Below are 26,840 nucleotides of genomic sequence, written 5' to 3'. Positions count from 1 at the left end.
GTGAAACAAAAACAGGAAGACGTAAATGACAATCAGCTTAAACGTGGATTGACAAACCGACACATTCAGTTAATTGCCCTAGGGGGATCTATAGGAACAGGTCTTTTCCTCGGCATTGGCCCAGCGGCTGTATTAGCAGGACCATCTGTTATTTTAGGATATGCTATTGCCGGAATAATCGCTTTTTTTATTATGAGACAACTTGGAGAAATGGTTGTTGAAGAACCTGTATCAGGAAGCTTTAGCCACTTTGCCTATAAATATTGCGGTTCTTTTGCAGGTTTTGCGTCTGGTTGGAATTATTGGATTTTATATATACTGGTTAGTATGGCTGAGCTTACAGCCATTGGTGTTTATGTACAGTTTTGGTGGCCTGAGATTCCATTGTGGGCTTCCAGTTTATTCTTCTTTCTGGTTATTAATGCTTTGAATTTTGCTTCTGTAAAAGTTTACGGCGAGACTGAGTTTTGGTTCTCCATCATAAAAGTGGTTGCCATTATTGCAATGATTCTCTTTGGTACCTACTTGCTAATAAGCGGTACAGGAGGGGAGCATGCTACCATTCACAATTTATACAACGATGGAGGTTTCTTTCCAAAAGGTTTCTTTGAAAAAACATCTTCAGGTAGTTTTCAGGGCTTATTATCTGCAATGGCTTTGATTATGTTCTCCTTTGGTGGTTTAGAACTAATCGGAATTACCGCTGCTGAGGCAGAAAATCCGGAAAAAAACATCCCAAAAGCAACCAATCAGGTTATTTATAGAATCCTTATCTTTTATGTTGGTGCATTAGTCATTTTATTTGCTTTGTCGCCTTGGCAGAAAATTACAACAGACAGCAGTCCATTTGTAATGGTTTTTCAAAACTTAAACGGAATGGAGTTTGAGCTGTTTGGCAGCAAAATATATTTTACACGTCTTATTGCCAATGTGCTTAATTTAATCGTATTAACCGCGGCTTTATCAGTATACAATAGCAGTGTATACAGTAACTCACGCATGTTGTACGGTTTAGCAGATCAGGGCAATGCGCCTAAGTTTTTAATGAAGCTAAACAAACAATCGGTGCCGATTAATGCTATTTTAATTTCTTCCTGTTTTGCAGCGATCTGTATTTTAATCAATAAAGTAATTCCGGAAGAGGCTTTTAGTATTTTAATGTCTTTGGTGGTGTCTTCTTTAATTATTAACTGGGTCATGATTTCGTATACACATCTACAATTCAGACTTGCGAAAAACAAGGAAAACACTATAACGAAGTTTCCTTCAATATTCTATCCAATAAGTAATTACATCTGTCTGGTGTTTTTATTGGGTATTCTGTCCATCATGTGGATGACTGATATGAAATTATCCGTAGAATTAATTCCGATTTGGCTGGGGGTTCTTTTTATCTGTTATAAAGTTTTTAAAACAAAAAAATAGTAGCTTTTACTATTATTCATTAGGAGGCATTGAACATCAACATCCGGTTGATGTTTAATGCCTTTTTTAATGCTTTGTTTTTAAATCAGCATGTATCATAATGTAAGGTTTACAATAATTTATTACAGGCATCTCTTACTTTTCCTTTCCTCTGATCCGTGTAGTAGCAGAAAATAAGCAGTTACAGCAAGCTATGTATTTCTTAATCATACTGTAGGCCCGCTAAAGCCTTCGTTATTAGAAGTTCCAGATTAAAGATTTTAAACCAATTGAGGATTAATTTTAGTAAAGGGATTCTTAATAGTAATGTAAGGTAATTTTAAATATGCCATAACTTGGGTTTTCAGATTAAATTGTTTTTTTGATTTAAAAATATTTTATGGAAAATAACAAGGATTTAGGCAGAAGAAGGTTTCTTAGAAATTCATTATTGGTTGCCGGAGGAGTTTTTATCGCGCCTCTTATTGAAAGCTGTAGTAACGATGATAAAACGGATAACAGCGGTGCACCAGATGGAATGAAAAATGAAGGGTTTGAGACAGGAGTAGCCAGTTTTGACCCTACTGAAACCGGAGTCATTATCTGGACAAGATATTCAACAGGCTCAGATGCCGAAATTACCTGGGAAATAAGTAAAGACGCCTTATTTAAAGAAGTAACAAGAAAAGGGCAGGCCGGAGCATCTTCTGCAAATGATTTTACAATAGCGGTAGACGTTCAGAATATTTCTTCCAATACAAAATATTATTACCGATTTTATAATGCCAAAACCAAACAAGTAACGGTTACCGGAGAAACACGTACGCTGCCGTCTAAAACTGATAGTGTAAACGAGGTAAAAATGGCCGTTGTTTCCTGTTCAAATTTTCCGGCAGGACTTTTCAATGTGTATGGAGCGATTGCTTCTTCAGATGCCGATGTAGTGGTTCATCTTGGTGATTATATCTACGAATATGCACCGGGACAGTATGGAACAAATCCTTTTACCAACCCGCTGGGCAGAGAACACAAACCAGCAAAGGAGATTACAAACCTTAGCGATTACAGAGAACGATACAGACAATATAGAGGAGATAAAAATCTTCAGCTTCTTCATCAGAAAAAACCTTTTATATGTGTGTGGGACGACCATGAGTTTGCTAACGATACTTATAAATCGGGAGCAGAAAACCATCAGCCGGCCGAAGGAGATTTTCAGATGAGAAAAATGGCTGCTTTTCAGGCGTATAGCGAGTATATTCCGCTTAAAACAGGAAAAGATCTTAGAATTTACAGAAGTTTTAATTTCGGTAATATTCTTTCGCTTTATATGATGGATACCAGAGTCATTGCAAGAGATAAGCAGTTAAGTTATACCGATTATATTGACAATGGCGGGAATTTTGACCAGACAAAATTTAAAACAGATTTACTAAGTCCAAGCAGAAGATTAATTGGAAGCGAACAAATGACATGGCTGGGATCACAGATCAATGCCGATACCGCTAAATGGAAAGTACTAGGCCAGCAGATTCTGATGACAAAAATGCTGATTCCGGCAGAGCTACTAATGCTTTTGAATCAAATTTTAGCAGAAGTGGGTAAACTCGGAAGTGCAACTCCGGCGACCATGAAGGCTCTTACTACTACAATCTCTCAACTTGTTGTTATCAAAATGAGATACAAACAAAACGATCCTTCTTTAACGGCTCAGGAAATTGCGAGAGTTAAGACAACTTTACCTTATAATCTGGATGCCTGGGACGGTTACTTTGCAGAAAGAGAACAATTGTATGCGATCCTTTCCGGAAAAAATGTTGTGGTTTTGGCCGGAGATACTCATAATGCATGGATGGGTAAACTTACCGATATGCAGGGAAAACATATAGGAACCGAAATCGCGTGTAGTTCTGTCTCATCACCAGGATTGGAAGGTTATCTTGGAATTACCTCAGACCCTTCAAAAGCGATAGAACTGGCACAGGCATTTACGGTACTGATAGATGATTTAGAATATGCAAATTTGTATAAACGAGGATATACCTATCTTAAATTTACTGCATCCGGTTCTGAAGCCGAATGGCGATTTGTAGACAGTATAACCACTGAAACGACCACTACGGTTACAGAAAAAAAGTATACTATAGGATAGAAATCTCCACTTCCCAAAGAGTTTCTTATGAAAAGCTGCGCAAATGTTTTTGACTTTGCGCTTTTTTTTTTAGTTGCTATAATTTCTAATGAAGACTTGAATTGATAGCGTGAGGTGCAAATTCACGCGATTGGTTACGTTAAATTTCTACGAATAAAAGGTATTGCCAATAGAGTCAACTGCTCTAGAAGTCTTGTCTTCCGATGATGGTAATAATTTCTACCCGTTTATCTCCGCTAATTTGATAGTAAATAGTATCAACGCCACAAACACAATAACGATATCCTGTTTTAATGTGGTCAGCAGATGGAAATAAAAAAGGATTTTCCTCTATTTTTTCAAAACAATCATAAAACATATTAAAATAGCTGTCAGCTTGATTAATGCCAAACTTACTAACACCATAATAATAAATTCTTTTTAAATCTTCTTTAGCTTCGCTACTTAAATAATAGCTATACATTATCAGGCAGATCTTTTTTAAATTCAGCTAACATTTCTTCTCTGGTTTGTTTTTTAGCAAAACCGCTTTTTTCTCCCTTATCAATTTTAGTCCTCACAAACTCATGGTATTCTTCTTTTGAGCGCGCTTGTTTAATCAAATAGTTAATAGCTTCACTTTTACTGCTAAACTCTTCTGTATTAACCTGATTTTTTAACCACTCTTCATTAGGGGCAGTTAATGATATACTTTGTCGTGTCATGATAATACCAATTTTTAGATTGGTGTAAATTTACACCAAAATTTTGAAATAGAAGAACATGTTTCTATGATAAAAATAGTATTCAACTCCGCTCACCGAAAAAGTTCCTTAAGAAAAGCTATGCAAATGTCTCTGACTTTGCGCAGCGTGACTAGACGCTTATTGGACACTTCATAGGGCGAGGAAATATTGGTTATTGTTGATTTGTTAAGAAGGTTTTATTTGTACTTACTTAAATCCAGATTAAGAATAGCACCTACTTTGCTAAACTCATCATTAATCTTTGCATTCAGGATGAGTTCTTTATTGGTTATTGGATGATTAAAAATTAACTGATGTGCATGAAGCATCATTCCTTTCAGGTCAAAATTATCCAGCCATAATTTATTTTGTTTGTTACAACCATGTGGACGGCTTCCTAAAATGGGATGAAAAATATGTTTGAAATGTTTTCGCAATTGATGCATACGTCCAGTTTCGGGAATCGCTTCTACCAAACAATACCGTGAGGTTGGTTTATTGTTAAATTCTAAATCAACTTCGGCATTTTGCAAACGGTGAAAGTAGGTGATTGCATTTTGTTTAATGTCATCATCATTGGTTAAGTCATAATCAATCGTTAGTTCTTCGGGTGACCAACCACGTAAAATGGCTAAATATTTTTTTTCGACTTCACGTGTAGCAAAACGATCGTTCATAATTTTCAAAACTTCTTTATCCAATGCAAATAACAAGACACCGGATGTTTTCCTGTCTAACCGATGAATAGGATAGACGTGTCGTCCTATTTGATTTCTCAATTCCTGAATAGCATACACTTTTGCATCGCGTGCATAAAATGATTTATGAACCAACAAACCACTTGGTTTATTAATGGCTATAATATATTCGTCCTGGTAAAGAATTTCTAACATTTGGCAAAAGTAAAAGAGATTTCGATTGAAATCTCTTTTATGACTTATTTATTTTCAGTTGAAGACTTGAGTAGGTAGCGCAAAGTGGGAGACATTTGCTATTACTTTAGATTAGATCCTTGATAGAAACTTTGTAGAGTAGGAATCCGAGTCAAGCTAAAAGAACTTTATAATTTAAATAGCATAAAATATTAATCAAGTAAAAATACCTAACGATTAATGATACATTATTATTATTATTCTTGTAGTATAAAAAAAGTATACTTTATGGTTTTCCGTAATATTGAACTTAAATAAATTATAATATTTACTTTTTCAAAAATTTTTCAATAATTTTATTTGTTGCACTTGCAAGTTTAAAAAAAGAAGTTTGTAAGTAACGGATTATTGTTAATAAGAATTTTATTTAAAGTTTAAGTATATACCTATCTTTAAAATGTGCTCTGTACAACTTATCTATCTAAATAATTAAAAAAAATATGGCGCAAGCATTTAAAATTTTATCCATTGATGGTGGAGGGATTAAAGGACTATATTCGGCATCTATATTAAAGAAGTTTGAAGAAACATTTAATTGTCAAACAAGTGATCATTTTGATATGATTTGTGGTACATCAACTGGCGGTTTAATTGCATTGGCTTTATCATTAAAAATATCTGCAAAGGAAATATGTGATTTTTATGAAAATAAAGGAGAAATAATATTTCCAAAACATAAAAAAAGAAAAATTCCATATTTTGGAACTATTGATTATGGATTCTTAAAGCAAATAGCTAAAGGTGGAAAGTATTCAGATAAAGGATTAAAAGAAGCATTAATTGAAATTTTCGGAAGTAAGCAGATCAAAGATTGTAACAATCTATTATGTATTCCTAGTTACTCAATTACAGAAGCTAAACCGAAAGTATTTAAATACGATCATAAACATGGAGAATTATCTCGAGATAATGAAGCGCCAATTATTGATATTGCTTTAGCAACATCTGCTGCTCCAACATATTTTCCATTAGCAGAGTCAAAATTTTATGAGAATGAACAATTTATTGATGGAGGTGTCTGGGCTAATAATCCGACTTTAGTTGGTCTTTTAGAAGCTTTAAATTATTTTGTGGGTAGTGAGAAAGACAAAGAGTATAACTCTATTGAAATCTTATCTCTTAGTAGTCTTACCATCACAGGTGGTAAGAAAACAGGGCTAAAAAGAGAACGTTCGTTTAGAGATTGGGGGGCAGATTTATTTGAAACATCAATGAATGGACAAAGTTATTTTACAGACTTTTTTTTGTCAAAAATAACTGAGATATATAATGTTGAAATTAAATATTTACGAATTCCCAGTGTATCAATATCAACTGAACAAGAAAGTCTGATTCAGCTGGATGTTGCTAATAAACAAGCATATGATTTAATGAAAATTAAAGCAAAAGATCAAGCATTAGTTTTTGAGAAAAAAGAAGATATAAAGCGAATATTTACAACTAAAAAAACTTTTAATATTTAACATGGCTGACTTACACGAAACTTTTACAGAATTTAACGGGATCATTGCTCTTAGTTCGACAAAAAAAAGTGAATTAAGAACTTCTCGAAATGCAATTAGATCCGATATTGAATCTTATTTTGATTTAAAAAGAGATAAACATACTGTCAAATTTAAAGGACAAGGTTCTTTTTCAATGAATACAACAATTTTACCATTAAGTGGGGAATACGATGTCGATGACGGAGTTTATATTTTCGGTAAGGAAGAGGATAAACCATTGCCTGAAACAGCCCATAGTTGGATTGTTAAAGCAGTGGAAAATAGAACTGACCAAAATACAATTGATAAAAATACTTGCGTACGTGTTCAGTATGCAAAAAAATACCATGTTGATTTGCCTATTTATTATAAGATAACAGATAACGAAAACGAAAGTTTTTATGACAGTGAGGATATTCCAGAATTGGCTCATAAATCAAAGGGATGGATTCAAAGTGACCCTTACGCTTTCAAGAAGTGGTTTGATGACAAATCTAAAGATAGAAGCCAATTAAAAAGAATTGTAAGGTATTTAAAAGCTTGGACAGATAATAAAAGTCATTTGAAATTACCTAGCGGAATGGTATTTACTATTTTAGCTGTTAATAATTACATTTCAAATGATAAAGATGATATGGCTTTTTTGGACACTTTAGAGGAAATTCAAAAATCAATTGATGATACAAGATTTACATGGACAGCAATTTATGAATGTAAAAGGCCAACTATAGATGATGCCGAAAATTTATTAGTAAAATATTCTTCAGAAACTCGTAAGAAAAATTTTCTTGATGCCTTAGATAGTTTAATTACTTCTGGAAGACAAGCTATAAATACAAAAAGCAAAAAAGATGCTTGCGCTAAATGGCAAAAACATTTAGGAGATAGATTTCCTTGTTCAAGTATCGAAGAGAAGGATGAAGATGTAGCAAAAACATTTTCATCATCTGATCAGTTGAGATATGATAATAAATCTGCTTAATGATTGAATATAATTTACTTCTAGAAGAGATCAGGAAGACTGAAACTTGTAAAAAAATAAATAGCGAGGAATTAAAAGAGCTCAAATACAAATTTTACAGAGACAGTATTGTTTGGGAAATTAAGACTGAAATAGCAACTATTCATAAATCCCTTGATGTTACTTTTTTTTTAAACTTCCCAATTGATTTTCCATTTAATGTGCCTAAAATTTTTATTAGCAAAGAAAGCTATAAAGAATTGAAATATATTCCACATATAAGTCAAGATTATAGTATTTGTATTTTTGACGAGGGATTAAATTTAATTTTGCCTAATAATAATTTTTCAGACTTCGTTGAATTGATTTTGGCGAGAGCAAAAAGAATAATTCGTGATGCTGAAAATATTGAATATAGAAAAAATGAGTTCAAAAGAGAATTTAAGGCATATTGGGAGTTAAGCTATTCTGAAAATGATTTAATATCTAATCAAGTGTTTCATTCTATCTCTAACGAAAATGATGAGTTGGTAGGTTTAAAATTCACAAATAATTATCTTGGAAATTATCGTTATTTCATTAGTAATAGTGATCTTGATATAAAGAAAATAAAAGATTATGCCAAAGAATGTAAATGTTTAGTTGAAGAAATAGGAATTATAAAAATTGATGGTAATTTTTCTGAACCACCTTTTGAATTAACTTTTGAAGCAAGTATTGAAATAATTAAAAGTGATGAAGAGAAATATAGGCAATTTCAAAATTTATGCAATAATTTCAAGTTTGATAGTATACTAATTGTTTTTGCTAATAATTATAATTCTATCACTGAATATTTTGGTTGGACATATCAAAATGTACAAATTCTCGCACGCAAGAAAGGAGGAAGCAGACATATTATCTCTAAAATTCAGCATCTAACTAATAGTATTTATGCAAAAAAAAATGTAACAAGATTATCATTCGATAATATGAATTTAAGCAGATTGCAAATTAGAACAGCTGGTTATGAAGAAAATCAAAAAAGTGTCGCCATTACTGGATTAGGTAGTGTTGGCTCAAATTTAGTTTTCTTTCTTAAAAACTTGTCTATAAACAAATTTTATTTAATTGATAAAGAAATCTTGTCATCAGAAAATATAAACAGGCACTTATTAGGATTTTCCGCTGTCTGGAATAATAAAATTGAAGGAATAAAAAAAGAAATAAAAAATTCCAATCCACTAATTGATGTCCAGATACGCAATGAATCTGTTACAACAATAATCGAAAATGAAATTGGATTTATTAACACTTGTGATTTTCATTTTGTTGCAATTGGTAAAACAATGATAGAGAAGTTTATTTTGAAGAATGTAGTAGAAGGAAAATTAACCAAACCCGTATTTCTTTTTTGGGTTGAGCCTTTTTTAGCAAGTGGACAAATGCTTTTTATTATGCCTGACGATGCAGCAAAAGCGATTGAGCTGATCCAAACTGAAAATTACCCTTTCGGCACATTATTAGCTTTAAAAAATCAATCAGAAAAGACTTATCTAATTGAAGGGAGTTGTCAAACTGGTTATTCGCCGTACTCATCAAGTTATTTAATCCAATTCTTGTCTGCAATTTTTCCTTACGTAAAGGATCATTTAAATGGAAAGAATGTAACTTCTAAAGTATACTCATGGATTGGGGATAAAGAGTTGCTGGCGGAAAAAGAATTGCTAATAACTGATTTTGCAATACAATATAATTCGTTTCAACTTATAATAAAAAGTTTATGATTGAATTTATTTTAGGAAATCTTTTTGTAAAAATATCTAGAAATGTATTGGAAGATTTGAAAAAATTTATACAAGATGATTTACAAAAGCCTGAATCGGGTGGTATATTAATTGGTTTCTATATAGAAGATAATACTTATTCAATTACTGATGTTTCATTTCCTAGTAGCTATGATAAGTCTAGTCGTTATAACTTTACTAGATCTATAAAAAATGCCCAAAATGTATTAAATCAATTTTTTAAAGAAAGTAATGGTAAAAAGATTTATTTGGGTGAATGGCATACACATCCCGAAGACTTTCCTATACCATCCAGTCTCGATGAAAAATCTATATTACAACAGATGACGGGAAATATTCTTAACTCTCAAATAATTTTTATGATGATAATTGGAAGAAAGGGAATTTACATCTCATCTGTTGATGAAAATGGAATTAAGACTAAAAAAAAGGTTAAATTTGACGAACTTTAAATACTTCTATTTTGAATTTAAAATATTACAAAACAAATTATTTAGTAGCCACCATATTAGTACTTTCAGTTTTTTATAATTGGATTTCAAAATATATAGAAAATTTTATTATTAAATATAAAATTCTGAATGATGCCTATGCATATGTAGGGGTTTTTTCGACAATTACATTAATTACGTCAACAATAATACTAATAGATAAGTTTGGCTGGAAGTATAAAATATTTGAATGGCTTATTAATATACCAAACTTAAATGGGCGTTATGTTGGTGAAGTTATATCTAGCTTTCAAATTTCAGGCATTCCAGTGAGAAAAACATGCGTTATGGAAATTAAGCAAACCGCATCAAGATTACATATATATTCATATTTTGGCGATATTGGTACGAATCTCAATACCTCCAGTTCCGAAAGTAAAGTTGAACAAATTAAATGTGAGGACAATGATATTTTTAGTGTTTTTTATATTTTTTCTAATGAAACGGCCCCTTTATTTGATCTTAATAATCATCTTGGTACAGCTCAATTAAAATATTTTAAAGATATAAAAACTTTAGATGGAGTGTATTATAATCAAAGAAATAATAACGGTACAATTAAAGTTACATACGCTCAAAAAAAGTTATTAGGTAGGTTAATTTAAATTTTTATGATAGAAAAAATAATAAAACTTTGTACTGATTTTAATGGTCAAAAGAGTGCAAAGTTTGAAGGTATTGGATTAGTAGTATATAATGATTTTGATGATTTACCTGTTATACCGTTAAATGAAAAAAAAATACCATTTACATTACCGGTAGTGAATTATGAAAATATTTTGAAAGTACTAATTGAAGTTTCATCTTCTGAAAGCATCTATCAAGATGGATTTCATCTATTATCAGAAGATCTTTCATTAACTCATATTTCTCAGTATTTTTCGACACCTATAAAAAAAGAGCTAAAAGTTAAAAATAACTATGGCAGTAGATATAGAACTGCATTATATGGTTCGCTTTTGCCGAATGTTATCTATACAATAGTTATTAGTAAGGATTATGGTATAGTAATTTTTAGTGATGGAAAGGAATTATTTACTCAAAAAAGTAGTTAGCACAAAAAAAACTTTAGAATCTCTTTATTCTGAATTTATATGTTTTTATAAATGATTTTTTTATTAACTAATTCATTTTTTAAAGTCTTAATGTCATTTTATCTTTTTCTTTTAACGTATACTTGTCTTATTGTAATTTTTTTTTCTTGAAGTTGGATAAATTTGCCTATTGGATTAATATTAAACGTGTGCTCTCGTTTTACATTCTTTTAGTTTCCTCTTTTAGTGAGGTAGCTTTCACTTCTTTATTTTTTCCTGAACCAAAATAGTAGGTGAGTTGCACATAAAAATTGCGTGTTTCCCAACGATTCGTCCAGTCGGTTGATACATGGTTAATTCTAGTGGTTTCGTTGTAGAGACTTCTTTTTAATAGGTTTGTACAGCCACCTTCTACTACCAGTTTTTTGTCCATCAAACTTTTTTTAGCGGTAAAGCTCATGTCATAGGTAGCTTTTGAAAAACCGCTTGGCGTGGTAGAGCGCCCATTGTAGAAACAGTTCATGGTTAGTTTCCAGTTGCCTTTTAAGTCTGCACTCTGATAAAAATTAAGATCGTAGCCGAAACCTGTTCCGCTATAGGAGAAGTTTTTTATTTCCGATTTCTCCCCGGTCAAATAGGTGTCTAAACTCAACTGCATTGACCACCAGTCGGCAGGTTGGAAGGGCGTAGATGCTGAAAAGCCAAACCTGCTGCCTTTGGTCGCATTGGCATCATAGGTAATATTATAGTTTTGGTCACGCTGGTAGTCTATAACCTGAATAAAGCCGTCTTTATAAAGATAGCCGTAAAGACTCAGATTCAGCTTACTCTTGTAGATGTAACTCAGTTCAAAACTGTCGTAATATTGCGGTTTTAGTGCCGGATTTCCAATGTTCAGGGTATAAGCATCTATATATTCGTAATACGGGTTCAGCGACAGGTAATTCGGTCGGCCGATACGTTTACTGTAGCTAAACTGATACTGATTGTTTTCCTGCTTGTAACCAAAGGAAAAAGACGGGAATAAATTAACGTAATTACCTTTGTTTACTTTCGAATTTATTTGAGAGACTGCTGTAAAGTTGTAATATTCCGTGCGCATTCCTGCCTGCAGGTTCCATCTACCAAATTCACCGGACGCCTGGGCATATCCGGAAAGCAGTTTTTCATCATATTTAAAGTCATTGACCAGTAAACTGTCGGGTATAAACAATAGTGCTGTATTGTTGGTCGTATAGCGGTTGTAATAGTCCATTTTTACATAAGAGTACTTGGCACCAACTTCAAAATTGATTTTTTTTGAGAGCTTGTGACGAAAATCAGCCTGCAGATTAGCGATAGTGTAAGAGGTTTTGTTCTCACCAGCAAGCTCCATAAAAGCACCATCTGCATAATCATTAAGCTGTACTCCGTTTTTCTTCTTACTAAACTGTAAAAAGTTGGCCTGCACATCAAGTTTTGTCGTAAGGCTGTCGGAGGTAAAATTATAAAACACATTCCCGGAAACGCGTTTCTCCGGAACTTTAAAAAACTGACTGAGATCAACCGTGTTCTGCAAAGTGCTGTTAAGATATTCATTGGTATAGCCCTTGGTCGTTTCTTTACTTTTTTCGTTGTAAAACTGCCATTCGGTGCTTATAATCTGGTTTTTAGTTAGTTTTCTCTCTACAGCGAAGTTCATACTGGACAATGTAGTAACCGGCAGCCAGGTGTTGTATTGGTCTATGATCTTTTCAGTTCCTTCGGTGTTAATGTTCTGTTTGATATGCCTGTAATTGACAGATTTTCCATTGTAGTAAGATCCATTTGCAGTAAACGTCCAAAGAGAATCGTTATAAAACAATCTTCTACCTTGTCTGCTTTTAAAATAGTCGCCTTTGTAAGCTGAAGAATAAATACTCCCCGATAAACCTGTGGCACTGCTTTTCTTCAGAGCAATGTTTATTATTCCTGCTGTCCCTGCTGCTTCATACCTTGAAGAGGGCTGTGCTATTATCTCAATTGATTTTAGGTCCGAGCCCTTTAAGGAGCGTATATATTCTCGCAGGGCATCTCCCGAAAGCAGACTTTTTCGACCGTTAATCATAACCTGTATGTCCTTACTGCCGCGGTAAACAAGGTTTTGGTCTTTGTCAAGACGCATACCCGGCACCCTGGCTATGGTTTCAAGTCCGTTGTTCCCATTTCCTACACCAGAGGCATCAACATCAAATATTGTTTTATCCCCTTTTATGGTAATTGCATTTTTACGGGTATCCACAACCACTTCCTTAAGTTGGTTGTGATCCTGTACCAACATAATATCCAGGATATCTGGCAGGCTGGGAGCTTTAATTTCTTGACTGTATTTGGTATAACCAAGGCAAGTTACTAAGAGACTGCCATATGTAAAGGAAGCGGGAAGGGGTAAAGCGTAATGACCAGTTTTATCCGTTTCTGTGGCAGCTATTTTTTTTTGATTTTCGTCAGTAACAGATACTGATGCAAAGGGAATGGGGGTGGTGTTATTTTGATCTTTTACAGTACCTTTAATCGTTGTTTGTGCCAGATTAATCAAAGGTAATAAAAGCGTGGCGGTTATAAACAGTAGTTTTTTCATGTTGGATTGATTTACGCTGTAATGTTACTCTGTTTATTTTTCTTCAAAATTGATTCAGTACCAATTGCTTATTTTATAAAACAAAACCTAAGCTGCATCTCGTTTTGTATTTCGTTGTGCAATCTCTATTGTTTATCCTGCAATTAATCCTGTTAAGCCAGTGAAGTTGCCTTTATGATCGAAAAGAATTACTTTAGCAGTATGAGCAGAAAAAAGGAAATACTGTATCACATTTTGTTCTGGACCTTATTTGTGGGGCTGGACCAACTGCTAAAAAGCATAACAATATATAAGGATTTAGACAATCCATGGAGTATGTTGCAAAACATTGGTTTTGTGTCGTTAGAACTGCTGATTTTTTATCTCAACTATCTTATTATCTGCCCCAGAACAATTCCCTTTAAAAAATGGTATCTATTGATCCTGGCGCAATTCAGCCTAATTATTCTTTTTCCCTTATTGCGTTTTGCTTATGAGGAAATGTTGCTTTTTGAAATAACAGGCAGGCACAATTACAATATGAGAACCTTGACGCCGCTGTACTATATTTATGATAATTCGTATTTTTCTATAAGAGTGCTGTTGTTTAGTCTGGTAGGTTACTTTTTGAAATATCTTTGGAATACCAGTGCCCAGGTGAACCAGCTGACTTTAGAAAAGAAATACGCTGAACTACAGGCTTTAAAAAACCAGCTCAGTCCGCACTTTTTATTTAACTCGCTGAATGGTTTCTACTCCGATTTGTATGACACTAACCCGGAAGTAGCCGCCGATATAATGAAACTATCGGAAATGCTGCGTTATGTTACGTATGAAAGCGAAAATGATATGGTGCTGCTCAAAGACGAAACGATGTTCCTGCAAAATTATATCGATCTGTTTAAAAGACGTTTTGATGGTATGGTGGCCATAGATTTTATACATCCTGATAATTTGGGTAATTACAGAATACCGTCGTTAATGCTGATTCATTTTCTTGAAAATGCGCTTAAGCATGGCGTCAGCGATGATTTTGAAAATCCCGTAACGATAAAGCTGAAAATTGAAAACGGAAGACTTATATTTACATCAGACAATAAATACCGAATTACTAAAAGCTATGATGAGCACGGTGTAGGAAACAAAAACATAAGCCAGCGACTGCGTTTAATGTATCCTGATAACCATACTCTTATTATTTTAAAAGATGATAGCTGCCACAAAGTAACCCTAAATATGCCTTTGAGTTGATGAGCGATTACCTTACTGCTATAATTGTAGATGACGAACCTCCTGCGATACGTCTGCTTCAAAAATATTTCGAGCAGCTTCAGGGAATAAAATGTATTGCCAGCTGCACGCGGGCTTTAGATGCACTTGTGCTCATAGAAAAACACAAACCTGATGTGGTGTTTCTCGATATACAAATGCCTGATCTTAACGGTATACAGCTTTCAGCAATTATTAAGGACAAGGTAAAAATCGTATTTACTACTGCTTACCCACAATTTGCAATAGAAGGTTTTGAAGTGAATGCAATAGATTATCTTCTCAAACCCATAGCATTTGAACGTTTTATTGTAGCTGTAGAAAAAGTTCGCAAACAGCAAATAGAACATACCGTTGTAAATACACCTGTGCAAACGAACATTGACGATTACTTTTTTGTCAAAACCGATGGGAAAAAACGCTATCAGCGTATTGAGGTCAGAGCTATCAATTATTTAGAGAGCATAAAAAATTATGTAGTACTGCATACTTCATCCGAACAGGTGGTAACCTACAATACTTTAAAATATTTTGAAGAAAACCTGCCTAGTAACCAGTTTGTAAAGATTCATAAATCATTTATCGTCGCCATCGGCAAAATTGAAAAAACAGACAATAATGAAGTCTGGGTTTCAGGGAAATGCCTTCCAATTGGTGATACCTACAGAAATGATTTTTTTGAGAGGATAGAACGATTCGAAATTTAATTTTTTTTAAAGACTATATACTTTGCGTCATACAGAACTAAAGAGCAAAAAAAATCCCACTTCGTAAGAAATGGGATTTTTGTGACCCCTACGATACAAAATCCAAATCATTTTATGCAAGATTTAAAGAAATTGGCTTACTTTTAAGTTAATTTGTAAGATAATTATTTTAATTTTTCATTTAGAAACGGTTTGCTTGTCCTGTAGAGGTTAAACGTTAAAAAATGTTAAAACACATTTATATTTAAACTTGTTGAAGTGTAATTGTTTTTATAAGAACTTGAAAATAAAATTTATTACTGTTAAAGAAAACGATTTGGTTATTAGTAAAATTATACAATAAATCGAAGATTATTCAAATCAATATTTGGTGAGGATATTAGAGATCCATCTGGTTTTAATCTCATAAAAAGAAATTTTGTTAGACATTTGATTTGCTAATTTTCTGGACAAATAAAAATATTTAATTTAATTCATTAATTGTCGTTCGATTGAGGTTAAAAATCGACTTATTTCTCTTTAGATAAGAAGATTATTTGTTATCAATACGTTTCTAAAATTAAAAGGGGTATTTTTGCGTGTATGCCTTATTTTTTTTAATATTAGATTTGTAGTAGCATTATAATTCCACTGTTATTTTATTTTGGATTATTTAGTCTGAATGATTTTCAAGTATCGGAATGACATTCTTAAAATAGCTTTGAACACTTTAATAATCTTTTATGAAAGAAGCTAGTACTACTGAAGAAACATTTTTTGATGGCGATCATATATGCACCTTTCCTCAGCATCCCTTTGAGTCAATTGGATTTGCTTTATCGGGAGGAGGTTTCCGTGCAGCAGCATACGGTTTAGGAGTTTTAAGCGTTTTTGATGCTCTTAAAATCAATAACCCGGGAGGGAAGACTTTGCGTCTTCTTGATAAAGTTGAATTCATTTCATCAGCTTCAGGAGGAACCATTACCTTACTGGTGTATACGGCAGCACTTCGGAAGGGTAAATCATTCGGAGATTTTTTTGGAGATTTAAACAAGAAGCTTACTGGCGAATTTTTAATTCATCAGGCATTGGATATTTTAAAACAAGACAGTTATTGGAAGGATGGAGAAAAAAAACGCAATCCAATAAATGCTTTTGCAAGGGCTTATCATATTTCGCTGCTCGATTTTTTAAATGAAGATGAAAAATGCCTTGATTTTATTATGTCTGAAGATCAAGGTAATCAAACAACTCATTTAAAGGAATTTTGTTTTAATGCCACAGAATTTTATACTGGACTTTCTTTTCGTTTTCAAGGCTCTCAAAAGAACTGGAAAGAGAAAAAAGGCGGTAAGCTGGGAAACCGCAATATGGGCATTAATTGGAAAGACTCTGAAAATTCTTTTAAAACATTAAGACAGATCCGTCTGGGCGATATTTTGGCATCTTCTTCCTGTTTTCCGCTAGGTTTTGAACCGATTATCTTTCCCCGGGATTTTTCTTATTTCAATGGACCGCAGATAGAAGACTTAAAACAGGCAGTTGAATTAAAGACAAACAGCTGGAGGGAAGGAGAGCAGTACAAGCTCACCAATTCTAAAAGCAGCAGGGCTTTTGATGAAAAAAAATTTGTAGATAAGGGTGAATTTGGTTTGATGGATGGAGGAATCTGTGATAATCAGGGACTTATTAGTTTAATGCTTGCCAATAAAAGAAAAAAAATGAATTCGCTAAAAGAGGAAAAGACCTTTAAGAGCAGATTTGATTTAATGATGGTAAGCGACGTTGCCAGTTTTTATATGAAGCCCTTTAGTGAACCTGCAGTAAAAGGGGAAATCTGGAACCAAAAGAGCATTGAAAGCTATTGGAATACTTTAAAACTGTACCAAAAGAATACCCAAAAATGGTTCTCATTTGTATTTTATGGTGTTATTGCATTCAATATAGCTTCCATATTAATTCTTTTTCTTGAAGGTATTTCCTTTGGATCAGTTTTGTCTGAAGCAGTATTGCTGCTTCTTCTGGCCGCAATAGTATATGTAAAATATAAAATAAGGGGTATAATCAGGTCAAGATTGTTTACGCAGGTTTTAAGCAGTGATACCTTGGAAGATCTTTATTCACATTATTTCCCAGAACCTAATTTTAGAAATAAAACGATTTTAAGAATGATTGCATACCTTAAAGGGGTTAAAACAGAGCAGATTTTAAATATGATTTATACCAGGGTAGAATCAGCTCAGACCATGATTAGCGATGTTTTCTTAAAACAGGTGCGCCGTCTTATTTACGATCAGTTTTTCAGCAATGAGCACTATAAGTATCGACATGTAAATAATCCTATTTACAGACTCTCGTATACCAATGATAAAAATCGCAGAGATGCTGATTTTGAGGTTTTCGCTGAAGATGAAGACAAAGAAAAATACACCAGACGAAAAGAAGACTTTGAAAAAGATATCCTCACTTACTGCAGATTAACTTCTCAAATGCAGGACCTGGCAGAGATTGCCTACAGCGCTCCCACGACATTATGGTTTTCATCTGAAGAGGAAACGGAAGGAACAGAGAATGTGCGCAAGGCCATTATCGCTACAGGACAGTTCAGCACCTGCACGAGTCTTCTTCGCTATACTTTATCATTGAGGCATAGCAGAAACTTTTCTGCTTTAAGCAAAGAATCAAGGCAGCGAATAGAAATGGTTCTAGAGCAATTAAAAGATATGATGTTAAACTTCGAAAGAGCCCCGATGTTTTTATATGATGTACTTACCGATCCCAAAATAAATATTTGAATTTTGTAAAAAAACAATTAAATTATGGCTTTATATTTTAATAGCCCTCGTCAAGAACCATCCACCCATATATTGATTATTGGTATAGGAGCATATCCTTTTTTGAAAGGGGGAGCCAATGCTGTCCAGCAGAGTTTTGATGGCGCTCAGCTAATGGGGCAGTTGGGATCGCCAGCGGTTTCAGCTGAGGCATTTTACAATTGTGTTATAGAATTGGAAAACAATAACTCTTGGATAACTCCTTTGGGCAGCGTTGAAGTGCTTGTCTCTGCACCGGCAGATGCTTCCCAGGTATTTGTTGGCAAGGAGCATGATGCGGCAACACTTAGAAACATTAAAACGGCTTATAGGAACTGGAAGAATCGCTGTAATGAGCATGAAGGGAATACTGCCATTTTCTTTTTTTGCGGGCATGGTTTGGATAATGGAGAGCAGTATCTTCTTGCCGAAGATTTTGGCGAATACCCTGATAATGCTTGGGAAGGATCTTTTGCATTCGATATGACACGCCGTGCTTTTTTGTCTTGTCAGGCGCAGACGCAAATATTTTTGATTGATTCCTGCCGACAGCTGACACCTGATATGCTGTCTACCGAACTTCCGAGAAATCCTATTGAACCGCCTAATCGTTTCAACAGGGAATGCAGATATAGCCTGGTGCAGAAGGCCGCGGCACCAAATGAGGCTGCGTACGGCATTACCAATGATGTATCTTTCTACACTAAGGCACTTATTGGTGCTCTTAAAGGAAATGCAGCTGATAATGATGCTGGCGAATCCTGGATGGTTTCAATGGGGAAACTTTCCTCAAAAATGACAGAATTTCTTCGGGATATAGCCATTGAGCAGGGTTATGACCAGCGATGTATAACTTCTACAAGTGATGTGAGGCCAATACTGCGTTTTTCCACCCCGCCAACAGTTCCACTGCTTATCACATGCAATCCCGAACAGGCTTTACCGCACGCCTCATTATCGTACATTGAATTAAATAGCAATACAGGCGATAGCAGAGCACCTGCGATGGAGCCATGGAATGTAAATGTTACGGCGGGAATTTATCAGCTGGGCGCCAGTTTCACGCAGGGAGGATATGTTGGCAGATCCAAAGTCAAATCTGTAGCACCGCCTTTTTGCAAGGAAGAAATAAACTGCATATAAAATAGATATGGATATAAAAGTACAGATTCTTGGAAGGCGGAATAAGGAGCCTATGCAGCTTCAGGCACTTGATGCCAATTTCGCCGTAATTGAAGAGCATTGGATCTCACAAAGCAATTACACTTTTTCTTTGCCCGATCAATTATATACCATCAGGCTAAATTTAGTTTCTGGTAGGCGATATGATATGATTGCTGCAGCAGTTAGAAAAGGCGCAGTCAAAATTATTTTTGATCTGCGCGATGAAAAGCGCCTTTCCGAGCAGATCTCGATTTTGCCTTCAGAGCTGACTCCCCTGAATAGATTGCCGGATTCCATTTTTGTACACAAGATTTTAGTGAATGGCGATCCCATAAATGGCAACTTGGAATTAGGTATAACCGTAGCACGTTTATGGACAAGGCAGAATGGTGTATGGACTACAAAATTACTGCCCCAGATTAAGCAGGAGAAATTAATCAGCGGCGAATTAACCGTTTCTATAAGACCTGCAGGGCAGTTCCATCTCCTAGAGATCCAGAATCCAAATCGTGTATCACAGTTTATCTCGATACCCAAAGCAAATGCTGTAAAATGCGTGATAAGAAAATCGCTAAATCCTTACAGCACTGCGTTCTATGACGTGACACTTAAGCTGTCCAATCAAAAAGCGCAGGCATTGCTTTCACTGATGAACTCAGGTGATATGGCCAGAGCAAAGTCATTGTGGAACCTTGATGATGCGGAAGATCTTTTACAGGAAAAAATCAGTGATCCTGCAGCTGCTGCTATTGGCGGGTATTATCTGCTTAAGACAGGTGAATTATTGCGCATGCACAACTGGGCAGAGAATTTATCACGATGGTTTAAGTGGCTTCCTGATGGCCATATTATCTATGCGTGGCAGATGATCTTGGAAAATGATACCAAAACAGCACTTGAAAAAAATGACCGCAGGATCAGAAACGCTTTTTTAAGCTCGATGGAAGCTGGAATGCCTGTGTTCAGTGAAGGTGTTCGCCTGCTTTACGATGGTCTGGTGATGTGCTCTTATACCTTTGAGCTGAAAGATGAGCCTATTGAAAAAGCATTAAAAGAAGTGAGGGCTTTTTTGGCCAATTCAGACAGCTCAAAAGAAACAACAACCTATTATGGTTCGTATCCGGAACTGCCTGATAAGAAATTGTTTGGCAATCCAATTCTTCCGCCCTTAATTACAGGCAGCGGTTTGCTGGGTAATGCACTAAGTTATGATATTATGCAAAAATTAAATGAATCCGTTCGCCATGAAATATAATATTAATTTTTTACCTGCCCGTTACGGTGACTGCATCGTGGTTGAATACGGGACAGCTGATAAAAACAGCTACATTCTTATTGATGGCGGAACCGGCGGAACAAAAGCACATATTGAGGAGTTTTTCGAAAAAATTCCAAAAGAGAAGCGTGTGATCGAATTGCTGGTTATCACCCATATTGACAGGGATCACATCGAAGGCGTTTTAAATCTGCTGGAAGAGGAATTATTGATTTGTGAAATAAAGTCGGTTTGGTTTAACGGATGGAAACATCTTCAGCCAAATCCTTCTGTAGAGCCTTTTGGTGCCGTTCAGGGAGAGCGTCTAACCGCGGCGATACTAAAACACAGAATTCCGTGGAATTCTCATTTTGGCGGCGGTGCCGTAGTGGTTCCAAAAGAAGGATCCTTGCCAATGATCAGGCTTGACGGAGGTATGGAACTTACATTGCTTTCGCCAATGAAGCAGAACTTAATGAATCTTCGAAGAGACTGGGAAAATGAAGTCAGGAAGGCAGGACTTGATCCTGGATTTGGAGAAATTCCAGCTGCTATAAATACAGGAAATGCGGAGGCATTTGGAGTGCCCGAAATACCAGATGTCGAAACGCTTAAAAACCAAAAATTTAAAGAGGATACTTCCTCTGCCAATGGGAGCAGCATAGCTTTTGCTGCGGCTTATCAAGGAAAAGCGGTTCTTTTTACCGGTGATTCATTTCCGGGAATAATCAGCAGCTCGCTTAACAGACTTGAAGAAAGTATAGAATTTGATTTGGTAAAGCTCTCCCATCACGGCAGTAAAAGCAATACCAGCCCTGATTTAATGAAGCAGGTTGACTGTCGAAATTTTGTTATATCTACCAGCGGTACCATGTACCATCACCCTGATGCGGTTACAATTGCAAGACTGCTAACTTTAAAGTCAAATATTAATATCACCTTCAATTATAAATCCCAAGACAATCGCATATGGGAATTGTTATCACTCCAGGATAGGTACGGCTATACAACAACGTACCCAGAGAATGAGGGTGTGACTGTGACTTTACACAATTAGTTGGACAAGTATGTAAGCCGGCAGATTCCAAAATAGGTCTTAATACAGTCTTTTACCCTCACAAGGGGGGCGTAAGGAGGCTGAATTTGAAAACTGCAGCTAACAGAAACCTTTAAGTTTTAAAATATGAAGACAAAATTTTTTTTACTGTTACTTTCTAATCTGGCAGTTTTCATTTTAAGCTATTCCCAATCGTCAGAACATCTGGTTTTTAAAGGAGTTTCTTTAGACGGAACACTTAATGAATATGTTTTGAAAATGGAGCAGTATGGGTTTAAGAATTTGGGAACTGAAAATGGGACTGCAGTGCTGAGTGGAGAGTTTGCTGGCTATAAAGACTGTATTGTCGGTGTCTCAACATTGAAACAGAAAGATCTGGTTTACAAAATAGCCGTTATATTTCCTGAAAAGGATGTATGGTCTTCACTTTCAGGAAATTACTTTGATTTGAAAGAAATGCTTACTGAAAAATATGGGACACCTGGAGAAGTAGTTGAAAAGTTTGATTCTTCTTCACAGCCGCACGACGACAGTGCAAGGATGTACAAGGTTAAATTTGACAATTGTAAATATTTTTCCATCTGGAAAACCGGCAAGGGGGAAATTCAACTGTCAATCCAGCATGAAGGCATGACACGCTGTTATGTTCTATTATCCTATTCGGACAAAATAAACAGCAGCATCATCAAGACAAAAGCAAAAGGCGATTTGTAAATGAAATTAAAAGCCTGATACCTCCGCAGAAGTTACAACCAGCGGAGGAAGGAGTAAATATAAATCCATTTAACAGTCTATCTTTTCTTTATCATGCTGCCTGTGCCATTTTTTTGCTGCAAGCCGGATTTCATTTTTTGCTGACTGCTTGCTGTACTGGGAAAATCCTCTTAGAATGCTTTAAATTATTCTTTAATGCATTTTTAAATCACAATAAATTTTTATAAAATATCTCTGAAATCGTAGCATTATAATTTCCTTTAAGTTCTGTTTCCACCGCATTAATTAAAGGTTTTATACCTTTGAGACTTTTCAAAACATAGACATTGTCTGCGGCCAATATCCATTTCGCATTAAAGTTTGTGTAATCATATTCATAAGGATTCAACAGCCATCTTTCAAAATCTGAAATATGATCAAATCCGTTTAATAATTCTGATTTCTTGTCAATTTGGAGGATGTTTAATAAAATGATAAAGTTATAAAACGTATTTCCATCAAAAACAGGTCTGCCTTTTTTAAACTCATTTTTAAAACCTTTTTCTCTGTTGAGTTTTATTTCTTCAACATATCTTTTAAAATAATCCTTCTTTCTGTAGTCATATAATTTTTCTCTAATCAGATTATCATAAAGTTGACTATGGAACTTTTCATCCAGCATTTCTTCAATTTCTGAATTTAGAATCTCTTTACACTGCTCATCAGCGATATTCAATAAATATGGTACATATCTCCATTTATGGATGCCGTCTATGTTGCCGATTACTTTATTTATTAACCGTTTTTTGGTAATTTTTGTTTTGGGAAAGAATTTATTCAGTGCTATTGAGATTTCTTTTAATAATCGTTCATACTTATTATTGTTGGGTTTATCCCTGTCAACAGCAATTTCTAATATTTGAATTAACTGTTCCGGTAAAAAACAATCTCCCTTTATGGCAATAAAGCTGCCTAACTCCTGCAGATGATACCATGCCAGATGATCCTCGATAAGTAAATAATTAATAATAACGGGGCTCAATGAGTGGAAGGAATTTTTGGAAATATTAATTTTTGATAAAAGTTTGAATGAATTTGAAACTAATCCTGCATATCTTCCCACGAAATGAAAGTCAATCAAGTACTCCTCGGTAACGCTGCATTTATAAGGCGAATTGGCAAATATACCATTTTCATAATATGATTTTCATAAGTTTGTTATGCTGGCAACGATTACAATTTCGCATTGTTGATCAATTTTTATTGATTCAGTTTTTGAAAGTATTTTTTTAAACTCATCAGGATTTACATTGATCAGGAACTTTTTTAAATAATTAGGAATTGAAAGAAGTCAGTCCCGCTCCTTTTGTCAGGTAGCTTTCTAAAAAACCGTTAAAAATTTTGGCAGTGAGAACTTTATAATCGCCAAAAGCATTGTAGATAATTCTATTGGTGTTTAAAAATAAGTGGAGGCGGTTAAATTCAGCTGCCAGTTCATTGATATGATCTGAGCCAAAAGCACTCTGATGTTCCCCCTTTTCATAATAGGTTTTTAAATTGGTTATGTTTTGTGCTAATGTATCGACTTTATCTTTTACGGATAAGAACAGTTTATTGTCTTTTATATTATGGAGGTAATTCCTAACGTCGTCACTAATGCTGTATTCTATTTCCTGGTACAGGATTTTGTTTAAATCAATACTCCGTATTTCCTGCTTAATTTCAAAACTATCCTTCAGCGTTTCATCTTCCCATATTAGATTGAGCAGATATTTCATATTCAGCTTAGCTAAAAAGTATTGCACTTCAAAACCTTCTTTTCCTTTGATTTTTTCACTGAAAGCCTTATAAATAGTAAAAGCGTCCTTATAGTTATTTGCCGAAACAAGATAATTGCCATAGGCATACTCAAGAGTCAGATACTCTTCTTTATTTTTGGCGGTTTTAAGCTTGCTTAAAAGATATTTAAAATCAAGGGTTTCTAAATTGCAGCAGACACAATCGCAGGACGCATATTTTACTATATCGATGTTTTTGGTGAAGCCTTCTTCCTTAGAAAAATGAAAATGCTGTTTATATGAAAAACCAAGTCCGTTAGATCTTGCTCTTATTACATTTTTATAATCCTTGATACAGCTTATTTTGTTTATTTGGGAGTGGTTTAGAATCTTTATAAACTCATTTATTTTGTCATTGTATTCAATTACTTTACAATGTTCTAATTCTTGTTTCAGTTCATCAGTAATTGTTATAGTGCCTTCACTAAAATCCAGGCCTTTAAACAATTCATACATCTTTGGATTCAGGGTAAGCAGGATATTATCTCTATAATGCCATACATTTTCATTAAGAATATTGAAAGGTTTTATTCCCGCCAGGTAAGTAGGATCAATATACCGCAGCCCTTTGAACGGGATTAACGCAGAGTATATCTCATCTACAATATGTCTGGGCTTTTCATTTTCTTTTAGTTTTTTAAGGCTGATTTTATAAAGCTTATCTGTGCTTGACTTTTCCTGTTTGGTTATAAAACGGTCTTTATGAAATAAAAATAAAATTTCTTTAAGCTTATTTTCATTTCTTAGATCGTCAAGAAAAAATACCTGATAGCTGCCTTGAAATTTGGAAGAATAAAACCGTATTTCTTTAAAATTAGAAACGATCACCCACCTGCAGTTTAACCCCATTTTTGTTGCATACTCAAATGCTTGGGCAACAGCAGATTTGGAGTCGGCTCTCTTTTGCTTTTTATCCAGATCTGTATCAGCATCTTTAATTTCAATTACCGCCCTGACATCATTAAGGGCCTTGTCTTTGGAAAAAAAGCCCAGTACCCCGTCCGGTTTGGTGCCGTCTAAATTTGTCTTTGCTTCTTCTCTTATTGTCCAGTAGTTTGAGTTGCCGTAATTAAAACCTAAAACATCGCCGAAAAATTCATTCAAGAATCTGGATTTAAATTCCTCCTCCTTTGCACTTTCTATTTTTCCTGAATGCAGTTCCTCGATCAAACTGTCAATAATATTTCTGGCCAGTCTAATATTGGGAACATTAGATAATTTGAATTCTGGAATATAATTTGAGAGAAAGTTTTCCGTAAACAAAGGCTGTATATCCATAATATAAGTTTAAAAATAAAGGAACTGATTAATATTAGTAAATCGTACAATAACAAAATCATTTTCCATAAAATTTATTGAGCAAATCTTTCTAATGCTGCTTACCTGAAGCTATAATTTAGACTTTCAAGAATTCAAGAATTTCGTCTATATTGCTTGATACTTTACAATTATAAATTTCGTCTAATTTTCGCTGCTTAATCATTGTACTCAATTCCCGCTCTGTGAAAAAATAATCAAAGTATGGTAAAGCTGATGAAACGTGTAAGAAATCCATTGTATCATTTCCATCTTTATATTTCCGATCTTTATTCCATCTGGCGGCAGCGTTCATCTCTGGAAATATTCGGTAGGAAGGCAGTTCGTCATCAAGTTTTTTCAGCTTAGATAAATTATAAATCATATTTTTATAGCTTTTGTAATTTATTCTTTGACGTTCTTGATCTGTAACTTTATTTCCTGTTTCATTAAAATAAAATTCTTCAAAGTAAATATTAAGATCTTTTTCAAATTCATCTAAATAGCCGCCTAATTCAGAAAGGTACATTTCATGAAAACTATTATTTTCATGTTTGTGTTTTTCTTTTCCAAAATTTAATGCGTCAATATCATCTTTATGATAAAAGGGCTTTAAATTATAAGTCGCTTCGAGTTGATTTATTATATTTTCAAAAGAAATATTGCTGAGAAAATAAATGAATCCAGCTTTAAGCATTTCAGGATCATTTTTTAGAAAAAATGGCAGCAGTATAATCAAGGAAATTTTAGTCCAAACCATGTCGTTTAGATTGTTATGCGGCTTTCCTGATTTACCTTTTACGAAATCCAAAAATTCTAATCTTTGACGATCTTTTTCGGCTGCAATTGAAATTCCTTTTGATAGCTTGTCAATTATTAAAGCTGATTGTTTTAATGAACTTAAATCACTCTGTTTTAAAATTTCCCAAAAAGTAATTTCACTAATCGGTAAAATTACTTTTTCAGCCTCTACAAGTTTGAATAGCTGATTATATAAAAGTTTATCCTTATCTGTTCTGCAGTCTCTAATTTTAAGCCAATAATTAGTGTCCAAATAAATTTTTATCTTACCGGCAACAGATTGGCTAATTTTTAAATTGATGTTTGATAAATGCTGATTGTCCATTGGCAAGTCGTCTCAAAAATGCTACATACCGTTCTGGATCTTGGCCAGATCGGTGATTTTAAAAAAATGTATTTATTTGGTTAAAAATGAATACA

The 26,840-nt window shown here is 34.3% G+C and carries 22 protein-coding genes; 15 read left to right on the top strand and 7 right to left on the bottom strand.

Annotated elements, in window-relative coordinates:
- Together OLM61_RS18360 and OLM61_RS18355 are read left to right on the top strand one after the other, a co-directional pair.
- Complete coding sequence (locus tag OLM61_RS18360; protein WP_264524045.1) at positions 1 to 1,425, top strand: amino acid permease; 1,425 nt, start codon at positions 1 to 3, stop codon at positions 1,423 to 1,425.
- A 379-nt stretch (positions 1,426 to 1,804) separates the two neighbouring features.
- Positions 1,805 to 3,556: an alkaline phosphatase D family protein gene (locus tag OLM61_RS18355; RefSeq protein WP_264524044.1), complete on the top strand. Its 1,752-nt coding sequence runs from the start codon at positions 1,805 to 1,807 to the stop codon at positions 3,554 to 3,556.
- A 184-nt stretch (positions 3,557 to 3,740) separates the two neighbouring features.
- Here the strand turns inward: OLM61_RS18355 and OLM61_RS18350 are convergent, their stop codons facing one another.
- The 3 genes from OLM61_RS18350 to OLM61_RS18340 form a co-directional block, all read right to left on the bottom strand.
- Positions 3,741 to 4,019, bottom strand: a complete 279-nt coding sequence (locus OLM61_RS18350) for a type II toxin-antitoxin system RelE/ParE family toxin (protein ID WP_264524043.1) — start codon at positions 4,017 to 4,019, stop codon at positions 3,741 to 3,743.
- Complete coding sequence (locus OLM61_RS18345) at positions 4,012 to 4,260, bottom strand: type II toxin-antitoxin system ParD family antitoxin (protein ID WP_264524042.1); 249 nt, start codon at positions 4,258 to 4,260, stop codon at positions 4,012 to 4,014. The genes OLM61_RS18350 and OLM61_RS18345 overlap by 8 nt, the downstream gene beginning before the upstream one ends.
- 218 nt (positions 4,261 to 4,478) lie before the next feature.
- The gene (locus OLM61_RS18340; RefSeq protein WP_264524041.1) at positions 4,479 to 5,174 is read right to left on the bottom strand and encodes a pseudouridine synthase; all 696 of its coding nucleotides are present in this window, start codon (positions 5,172 to 5,174) and stop codon (positions 4,479 to 4,481) included.
- Between the two features lie 479 nt (positions 5,175 to 5,653).
- Here OLM61_RS18340 and OLM61_RS18335 point away from each other — a divergent pair, with 479 nt between their 5' ends.
- The 6 genes from OLM61_RS18335 to OLM61_RS18310 are packed head-to-tail and all read left to right on the top strand — an operon-like array spanning position 5,654 to position 10,991.
- Positions 5,654 to 6,676, top strand: a complete 1,023-nt coding sequence (locus OLM61_RS18335) for a CBASS cGAMP-activated phospholipase (protein WP_264524040.1) — start codon at positions 5,654 to 5,656, stop codon at positions 6,674 to 6,676.
- A 1-nt stretch (position 6,677) separates the two neighbouring features.
- Positions 6,678 to 7,679, top strand: coding sequence for a CBASS cGAMP synthase (locus tag OLM61_RS18330; protein WP_264524039.1), 1,002 nt, complete (start codon positions 6,678 to 6,680; stop codon positions 7,677 to 7,679).
- Positions 7,679 to 9,424 (top strand): ThiF family adenylyltransferase, encoded by a 1,746-nt coding sequence (locus tag OLM61_RS18325; protein WP_264524038.1) that lies wholly within the window; start codon positions 7,679 to 7,681, stop codon positions 9,422 to 9,424. The genes OLM61_RS18330 and OLM61_RS18325 overlap by 1 nt, the downstream gene beginning before the upstream one ends.
- Entirely contained in the window at positions 9,421 to 9,897 is a 477-nt protein-coding gene (locus OLM61_RS18320) for a Mov34/MPN/PAD-1 family protein (RefSeq protein WP_264524037.1), read from the top strand. Before OLM61_RS18325 ends, OLM61_RS18320 begins: the two co-directional genes overlap by 4 nt.
- Before the next feature lie 11 nt (positions 9,898 to 9,908).
- The gene (locus OLM61_RS18315; RefSeq protein ID WP_264524036.1) at positions 9,909 to 10,541 is read left to right on the top strand and encodes a hypothetical protein; all 633 of its coding nucleotides are present in this window, start codon (positions 9,909 to 9,911) and stop codon (positions 10,539 to 10,541) included.
- Positions 10,542 to 10,547: 6 nt separating this feature from the next.
- Positions 10,548 to 10,991 carry a hypothetical protein gene (locus OLM61_RS18310; RefSeq protein WP_264524035.1) on the top strand — a complete coding sequence of 148 codons (444 nt, stop codon included), beginning with the start codon at positions 10,548 to 10,550 and terminating at the stop codon, positions 10,989 to 10,991.
- 199 nt (positions 10,992 to 11,190) lie between these two features.
- Here OLM61_RS18310 and OLM61_RS18305 read toward each other — a convergent pair whose 3' ends face one another.
- Positions 11,191 to 13,569 (bottom strand): outer membrane beta-barrel protein, encoded by a 2,379-nt coding sequence (locus OLM61_RS18305; protein ID WP_264524034.1) that lies wholly within the window; start codon positions 13,567 to 13,569, stop codon positions 11,191 to 11,193.
- A gap of 201 nt (positions 13,570 to 13,770) precedes the next feature.
- Here OLM61_RS18305 and OLM61_RS18300 point away from each other — a divergent pair, with 201 nt between their 5' ends.
- The 7 genes from OLM61_RS18300 to OLM61_RS18270 all read left to right on the top strand — a co-directional run bounded on the left by OLM61_RS18300 (position 13,771) and on the right by OLM61_RS18270 (position 22,506).
- Positions 13,771 to 14,799: a sensor histidine kinase gene (locus tag OLM61_RS18300; RefSeq protein ID WP_264524033.1), complete on the top strand. Its 1,029-nt coding sequence runs from the start codon at positions 13,771 to 13,773 to the stop codon at positions 14,797 to 14,799.
- Positions 14,799 to 15,524: a LytR/AlgR family response regulator transcription factor gene (locus OLM61_RS18295; protein ID WP_264524032.1), complete on the top strand. Its 726-nt coding sequence runs from the start codon at positions 14,799 to 14,801 to the stop codon at positions 15,522 to 15,524. The genes OLM61_RS18300 and OLM61_RS18295 overlap by 1 nt, the downstream gene beginning before the upstream one ends.
- Before the next feature lie 722 nt (positions 15,525 to 16,246).
- Positions 16,247 to 18,298 carry a patatin-like phospholipase family protein gene (locus OLM61_RS18290; RefSeq protein WP_264524031.1) on the top strand — a complete coding sequence of 684 codons (2,052 nt, stop codon included), beginning with the start codon at positions 16,247 to 16,249 and terminating at the stop codon, positions 18,296 to 18,298.
- 24 nt (positions 18,299 to 18,322) lie between these two features.
- The gene (locus OLM61_RS18285) at positions 18,323 to 19,459 is read left to right on the top strand and encodes a caspase family protein (RefSeq protein ID WP_264524030.1); all 1,137 of its coding nucleotides are present in this window, start codon (positions 18,323 to 18,325) and stop codon (positions 19,457 to 19,459) included.
- Between the two features lie 7 nt (positions 19,460 to 19,466).
- A complete protein-coding gene (locus tag OLM61_RS18280; protein WP_264524029.1) occupies positions 19,467 to 20,735 on the top strand; it encodes a hypothetical protein in 1,269 nt (422 codons plus the stop codon).
- Positions 20,725 to 21,792: an MBL fold metallo-hydrolase gene (locus OLM61_RS18275; RefSeq protein WP_264524028.1), complete on the top strand. Its 1,068-nt coding sequence runs from the start codon at positions 20,725 to 20,727 to the stop codon at positions 21,790 to 21,792. Before OLM61_RS18280 ends, OLM61_RS18275 begins: the two co-directional genes overlap by 11 nt.
- 126 nt (positions 21,793 to 21,918) lie before the next feature.
- Positions 21,919 to 22,506, top strand: coding sequence for a hypothetical protein (locus OLM61_RS18270; protein WP_264524027.1), 588 nt, complete (start codon positions 21,919 to 21,921; stop codon positions 22,504 to 22,506).
- 208 nt (positions 22,507 to 22,714) lie between these two features.
- Here the strand turns inward: OLM61_RS18270 and OLM61_RS18265 are convergent, their stop codons facing one another.
- The 3 genes from OLM61_RS18265 to OLM61_RS18255 all read right to left on the bottom strand — a co-directional run bounded on the left by OLM61_RS18265 (position 22,715) and on the right by OLM61_RS18255 (position 26,745).
- The gene (locus OLM61_RS18265; protein ID WP_264524026.1) at positions 22,715 to 23,608 is read right to left on the bottom strand and encodes a hypothetical protein; all 894 of its coding nucleotides are present in this window, start codon (positions 23,606 to 23,608) and stop codon (positions 22,715 to 22,717) included.
- A gap of 211 nt (positions 23,609 to 23,819) precedes the next feature.
- Positions 23,820 to 25,601, bottom strand: a complete 1,782-nt coding sequence (locus tag OLM61_RS18260; protein ID WP_264524025.1) for a type IIL restriction-modification enzyme MmeI — start codon at positions 25,599 to 25,601, stop codon at positions 23,820 to 23,822.
- Between the two features lie 118 nt (positions 25,602 to 25,719).
- Positions 25,720 to 26,745, bottom strand: coding sequence for a hypothetical protein (locus OLM61_RS18255; RefSeq protein ID WP_264524024.1), 1,026 nt, complete (start codon positions 26,743 to 26,745; stop codon positions 25,720 to 25,722).
- Positions 26,746 to 26,840: the final 95 nt, after the last annotated feature.

The sequence above is a fragment of the Flavobacterium sp. N502536 genome (genome assembly GCF_025947345.1).
In the GTDB taxonomy this organism is placed as follows: Bacteria; Bacteroidota; Bacteroidia; order Flavobacteriales; family Flavobacteriaceae; genus Flavobacterium.
The sequence above is the reverse complement of the archived record's forward strand: the minus strand, read 5'-3'. Positions and strand labels throughout refer to the sequence as shown.